This window comes from Shewanella sp. MF05913 (assembly GCF_059758095.1).
In genome coordinates this window covers 173,847-180,267 of sequence record NZ_JCAYNT010000008.1, presented here as the reverse complement: position 1 = coordinate 180,267, position 6,421 = coordinate 173,847, and the positions used below count along the sequence as shown (strand labels likewise).

General features: G+C 42.2%; 5 protein-coding genes and 1 rRNA gene. 2 read left to right on the top strand and 4 right to left on the bottom strand.

Going from position 1 to position 6,421, the window contains the following annotated elements:
• Together AC19MV_RS11995 and gmhB are read right to left on the bottom strand one after the other, a co-directional pair.
• Nucleotides 1-203: ribosomal RNA gene (locus AC19MV_RS11995) — 16S ribosomal RNA — on the bottom strand; the annotation flags it as partial.
• A gap of 900 nt (nucleotides 204-1,103) precedes the next feature.
• Entirely contained in the window at nucleotides 1,104-1,658 is a 555-nt protein-coding gene (gene gmhB / locus AC19MV_RS11990; RefSeq protein ID WP_498307785.1) for a D-glycero-beta-D-manno-heptose 1,7-bisphosphate 7-phosphatase, read from the bottom strand.
• 203 nt (nucleotides 1,659-1,861) lie between these two features.
• Between gmhB and AC19MV_RS11985 the strand changes: the two genes are divergently transcribed.
• Nucleotides 1,862-2,536, top strand: a complete 675-nt coding sequence (locus tag AC19MV_RS11985) for a GntR family transcriptional regulator (RefSeq protein WP_432402827.1) — start codon at nucleotides 1,862-1,864, stop codon at nucleotides 2,534-2,536.
• 101 nt (nucleotides 2,537-2,637) lie between these two features.
• Nucleotides 2,638-3,720, top strand: coding sequence for a ketoacyl-ACP synthase III (locus tag AC19MV_RS11980; protein WP_432402825.1), 1,083 nt, complete (start codon nucleotides 2,638-2,640; stop codon nucleotides 3,718-3,720).
• 74 nt (nucleotides 3,721-3,794) lie between these two features.
• On the opposite strand, the gene AC19MV_RS11975 is transcribed toward AC19MV_RS11980, so the two are convergent.
• Together AC19MV_RS11975 and AC19MV_RS11970 are read right to left on the bottom strand one after the other, a co-directional pair.
• Nucleotides 3,795-4,484: an exonuclease domain-containing protein gene (locus tag AC19MV_RS11975; protein WP_498307784.1), complete on the bottom strand. Its 690-nt coding sequence runs from the start codon at nucleotides 4,482-4,484 to the stop codon at nucleotides 3,795-3,797.
• Nucleotides 4,484-6,331 (bottom strand): DUF294 nucleotidyltransferase-like domain-containing protein, encoded by a 1,848-nt coding sequence (locus AC19MV_RS11970; protein ID WP_498307782.1) that lies wholly within the window; start codon nucleotides 6,329-6,331, stop codon nucleotides 4,484-4,486. Before AC19MV_RS11970 ends, AC19MV_RS11975 begins: the two co-directional genes overlap by 1 nt.
• Nucleotides 6,332-6,421: the final 90 nt, after the last annotated feature.

Here is a 6,421-nt window from a genome sequence, read left to right as displayed (position 1 = left end):
CTCCTTTCCCCCGTAGGGCGTATGCGGTATTAGCAGTCGTTTCCAACTGTTATCCCCCTCGACTGGGCAGATCCCTAGGCATTACTCACCCGTCCGCCGCTCGTCAGCAAAGTAAGCAAGCTTACTTCCTGTTACCGCTCGACTTGCATGTGTTAGGCCTGCCGCCAGCGTTCAATCTGAGCCATGATCAAACTCTTCAATTAAAGTTTTTTTGTTCGACTACGTCGAACGGCTCAATGAATTCTACTGTCATAATTCGCTTTGCTCAAAGAGCTCACAAATTACTCACTACATTGCTGTAGTTTCATATTACTATGAACATTCTCATCATTGAGTTTAAATTTTTTGATTGCCTACATTCCGAAGAACAAGAAGACAATTTCGAATAACTCAATACCTGTGAATGTCCACACAGATTACTTGATAAATTGTTAAAGAGCGAACTTGGTAACTCGCGTTAGACGCTGCGTTCCGTGTCAGTGGTGCGCATTATAGGGAACTCAATTTATTGCGCAAGGGCTTTTATCAAATTTTATTGATATTAACGCCTAACTGCGCAGTTTTTAAACTCAAACCAATATTTTCAACTGTTTTAGCTGATTTTATATACAAATAAGGCCCACTGCTACTTTACATAATTATTATTTCCTCGGTCGATTAGGGCGGAAAATGGCACTCTACAGAGAATAAGTGCTTAAATTAGCTTATAGAGACTTAAATATGGCTGAAATGAAGTTAATGTGATGTTAATTGGAAGCGAAGGACCAAATGTATTACTTTATCGATATGGTGCGGGTTAACAGAACTTAAGATGATAATGCTGCTATCGTTATCTCGGTTACCACTTATGGTTTCCCCCCACTGCGGGTTATTGCGAGTTAATGACGATATAAAAGATAAAGGCTCAGTGAGACGTGAGTGAGAAGTGAGTGATTAAAGAAACAACGATGAGATAAACAAGCTAAGCCTACTTCTATTACTGCTACTACTGTTACTACTACTATTACTACTGTTACTAAATTGAACTGCATTACATGTATCTCTATATAAAGGTAGCGAGACTCTTAACACTAACGCTACCTCTATAAGAAACCGTATCTATTTTATAAAGACTGGCGAAGTAAGTTCGGCACGTCAGCAATACTGTCGACTACTGCTGTAGCAAGCTCAATACCCTCTTTATCGACGACTTTACCTGAACGCACTAATATCGCGCTATTAATACCAGCCGCTTTTGCCGCTCTCATGTCATCGGCTTTATCGCCGACCATAACTGATTGGCTTAAATCAATTTTGAGAAATTGGGCCGCAGAATTGAGCATACCCGGTTTAGGTTTTCTACAATCGCAATCTTGCTTATATTCACCTAAGCCTTTTTCAGGATGATGTGGACAATAATAAATACCGTCAAGGTCGACACCTTTATCAGTAAAGTTCCAATCCATCCACTCGGTTAAATGATGAAAGTCATCTTCGCTGTACAGGCCACGGGCAATACCTGATTGGTTAGTGACAACAACAAGTAGATAGCCCATCTCTTTTAATGCTAAACATGCTTCAAACACGCCATCGATATATTCGAAGTCATCAACATTATGCACATAACCAGTGTCTTTATTAATAACGCCATCGCGATCTAAAAATACAGCCTTCTTCAACCTAGTCACTCCTCAAACTCAATACTAAATGGATTATCCCACTGACATCAATTTGGTGCCAGACAAACTGTTTAATTTTGCGTATTTAATCATTTAGTCCATTTTTATGATGTTTATCTGCATTTATGCATATGTTTCACTTTATAATGCAGCTGCTAAGCGTTACCCTTGCTCGAAGAAATTAGTGATGAACACAAAAATACATGAGCAATATACCTCCTATTATTCACAAAACACGAACACAACTTGTTGTGGAAGCGCTCAGAGAACAGATCCTTTCTGGTGATATAGCAGGTGGCGAACCGCTAAGACAGTCCGCAATTGCGGCACAGTTAAATGTTAGCCGAATTCCGGTTCGTGAAGCCTTAGTGCAATTAGAGGCAGAAGGTCTAGTCAATTTTGAACCGCATAAAGGGGCTACGGCCACTAAACTGTCAGTTGAACAAGTGACTGAGTTATTTGAACTTCGCGCCATGATTGAGTCAGATTTATTGGCAAAAGCCATTCCCAATTTGACCGAGCAAGACATCGAAGCAGCAGAAGCCGTGCTTATCCAACTGGAATTGGCATTTAAGCTCAAAGAGTCTGTGGCCAGTTGGAGTGAACTTAACACCCGTTTTCATACTCGTTTGTACGAGGCGGCAAACCGTCCCCATACTCTCGATGTGGTTCACGGCTTAAATACCAATTGCGATCGTTATATTCGTTTGCAGCTGTTATTTACGGGTGGCATTCCAACGGCTGAGCGTGAACACCGAATTTTACTTGAACTGTGTAAAGATCGTGATGTCCAAAAAGCAACCGATTTACTGCGCCTACATATTTTGCATGCAGCAGATTCGATTACCAAATTAGTAGAACAAAAAATTAAGTCATAACAACAGTCATGACATCAAGATAGTCTTAGTAACACATACACATCTGTGTCAGCTTATTGATGTTAAACAGATGACTGTTAACCTATATTGAGAGAATTGCTATGCAGTATGCACACATTACCGGTTGGGGAAAATCAGTACCGACCGCAACACTGACTAATGACGACTTAGCCACATTCATGGAAACTACCGATGAGTGGATTAAAACGCGTACAGGGATCAGTAAACGTAATATAAGCCATGTTAATACCTCTGAAATGGCATCGGTTGCGGCAAAGCACGCACTTGCAGCAGCAGGTATAGATGGCAGTGAGTTAGATTTAATCATTTTAGCCACCGCCAGCCCGGATACGTTAATTCCTAATATTGCCTCTACTGTTCAGGCCAATATTGGCGCTACATGTGGTGCTTTTGATATAAACGCGGCATGCAGCGGCTTTTTGTATGGCGTAGGCTTAGCAAGCTCAATGATTAAAAGCGGCCAAAATAAGAAAATTCTTATCATTGGTGCTGAGCGGTTATCTTTTTACTTAGATTGGTCTCGCCGTGAAACTGCAGTATTGTTTGGCGATGGCGCTGGTGCAATTGTACTAGAAGCCAGTGACAGTCCAGGCGGCATATTAGGTTATGAGTTAAATAACGATCCTGAAGGGCGCGATATTTTACAATCTAACTTTGGCACCCAAATGGACCGATTTGATACTGAGTCTCTGGATTTTTATATCCACATCAACGGTCAAGATGTATTTAAGCGTGCAATCCATGGCATGGGTAATTTAAGCGCTAAAGTGCTTGAGAAATGCAATACCGACATTAACGATGTTGATTTTGTCATTCCCCATCAAGCAAACGAGCGTATTATCGACACCCTCGTTAGCCGGATGAAAATTCCTAAAGAAAAAGCTTTTGTGAATATTGCCGACTATGGCAACACATCTGCAGCAACTATTCCTATCGCGATTTGCGATGCGTTATCACAAGGTAAAATCGTGCCTGGCCAAACCATTTTATCATGTGCTTTTGGTGCAGGATTAACATCAGCAGCAATGCTATTCAAGTGGGGCGAGCGCACTACGCCAATTAATGTTAGTGACGCCGCATTACCACCGTGTGATAAAACTGCATTGGAATTAATCAAACCGGCTGTTGATTATTTTTTCAGTAAAGCTAAAGCTGCAGAATAACGCCTTTATTGATACAAGAAAGTCAGTCTTAATCTGGCTTTCTTGTCTTTAATTACAAACCGCGATTTAACAACTTACCCAATAACATCAATCAATTTCTTTACTGTTAACTTTTTAACATCCCCCATCGCCGCCACTTGCGCGAGCAAGAGTTCTGCACACGATAACGCATCAACCAGAGCATTATGAGCCGAATATACAGGTAAATGATAACGCGCTCGGCTTGCACCTAACCTTAACGATCCTTGCTGTAAAATATCTTGTTGTTGCAACCTGCGTTTTTTTTCAATCGCTAAAGTATCAATAAACACCAACGGGATTGAGTGACCAAAACAGCGTACCAGTTGCTGTTGAATAAACTGGATGTCTAGTGGTGCATGATGTGCAATTAGAATATGACCTTCGGTTTGCGATAAAAACCATGCCATCGCTTCTGGCAAAGTTAATGCGGTGTGCAGTTGATGATCAACAATGCCATGAACAGTGGCGCTGTGTCCGACACTGCCGCTAATGGCAATCATGAGATGTTGCGCTTTTGCTAATGGGATCTCGCCTTTCACTATCGGCACTAAGCCGATACTAATCACTTGGTCATTCTTAGGGTCTAACCCTGTCATTTCAAGATCAATTGCCATTAACGGCGCATCAAGAAAAGAGCAATCAAGTGCTGGCGTTATCGCCTGCAAATACTGGTTTAATGGCTCTGGTAAACCGGTCATTTTTTTGCGCCAAAATAACAGTTTGAACCACCAAAGCGTCGCCACTAAAAACTCCTCAAAAACTTCAATTTAATTCCAGCCTGAGCATCGTGCACCACTTTAAATGCGTCACGCAGTTGATGGCGTAATAAAGATGATAAATGCTGCGGTTTTAAAAAGTTATTGATTGGCAAATTATTAGTCGCTTGATAGCCCTGGTTAGCAAGGCGCATATGGGCAATAAATTCATGTGCATCAGCAAGATTAAGCGCATCTTTACGATTAATAATATTGGCATCCATCAAGGCCCTGATCCTTTTGGCGGTGTTTACTTCCTTTATGCCTGCACTTAACGCATACACTCTGGCGATATCATTAATCAATGCACTGCCCTTATGCTTTAAGTCCATGCCTTTGACTTCACTGCCATCACGTTCAAGCACAAATTTTCTAAAAAACCCCAACGGCGGTGATTCGGTTAACGAGTTTCCAGCCATACCCGCTAGAAATATATCGTTATCTTTAGTCGACGCTAACACGTCATCTTGTAATTCACTGAATAAGCTTATTGGCCCAAATACCGCACGCATATCAAAAAAGATGCTGGCATGCATTAATGCTTTAGGATCAGGCGTTAACACCCAATGCTTAAATAACGATTTCCATTGGTTTAACGGTAAACGCCACTTAGGGTTTTGCGCCATAATATCGCCAGGGCAATAAACATAACCACACTGATCAAGCCCTTTGCACACCGCTTGAGTTAATGTTTCAAAATAAGCAGCTGCAAATTCATCAGGTTCGTGCGCCAGCAATAAACCATTGTCTTGATCAGAACACGCCACTTGGTCTTGGCGGCCTTGCGAGCCAAAGGCTAACCAACAAAAAGCCATTGGTGCCTTACCTAAAATTTGCTGGTTTAACTCAATTAAGCGGCGCGTTAACGCGTCAGTCACCGACGTTAATACTCGGCCAATTTCTTCAGCCCTGGCGTCGGCACTGATGAGGTTTTGCAGTAACAACGGAATTTGTTTACTGACTTGGATTAAGCTGTCGATATTGGCCTGGCGGCCAATTTCACCTATGAGCAATAATGGTTGCGAACGCTGCGCACGTAAAATATCGGTGCTGGTGATCATACCAATGGCTTTGCTGCCATCAACAACCGGCAAGTGGTGAATATTATGCTCGCTCATGGTGAGCATGGTTTCAAAAACTAGTGCATTGGCATGAGTAGTGATAGGGCTAACCGTCATGGCTTGACTCACCAGGGTATTAACATCTAACCCTTCCGCAATAACACGGTTTCGTAAATCACGGTCAGTTAAAATACCCACAAGCTTGTCATTATCAATCACCAGGACTGACGACACTCGGTGATCACGCATGATTTTAGCCGCATCGATGACACTGGCATGAGCCTGAACAATAATGGGTTTTGCACACATAATTGAGGTAATACGACTGGTAGTGGTCAGATCTTTAGCTTTAAAACGTCCTTCATTACGCAAACGCTTGGCAAACGCTCGAGCAAAGAACTGATCGAAACTGCGCTGTTCTGCACGTAATTGCGCAAAAATGGCTTGAGGCAAATGGTACACCAAACCATCTTCTAAAATGGCTACTTTATTAACGACTTTCTCACCCGATAATAATGTCGAAAAACCGAAGCACTCGCCTTCTGCAACCCGGTCTACCAGTATGCCTTCAGGATCGCGCACTTCAAATGCGCCACTGCGGACGATATACAATTTAGGGTTTTGCGTATCAAACTCGACAAAGGCAGAGACTTTACTGTAATACCCAACCGTGATGTTTTTTGCGCAACGGCTAATCACCTCTGCGGGTAATGAATCAAATGGAGAGTGTGCAGCTAAAAACTGCTCGACGGGTTGTAACTCGCTTGCATCCATATTTTTTCCATATTGAACACACCATACAAACACTATAGCAAAGGCAGTGGAATTGCTGCTATAGGACTTAAGCCCAACAAAAAGAGCGCC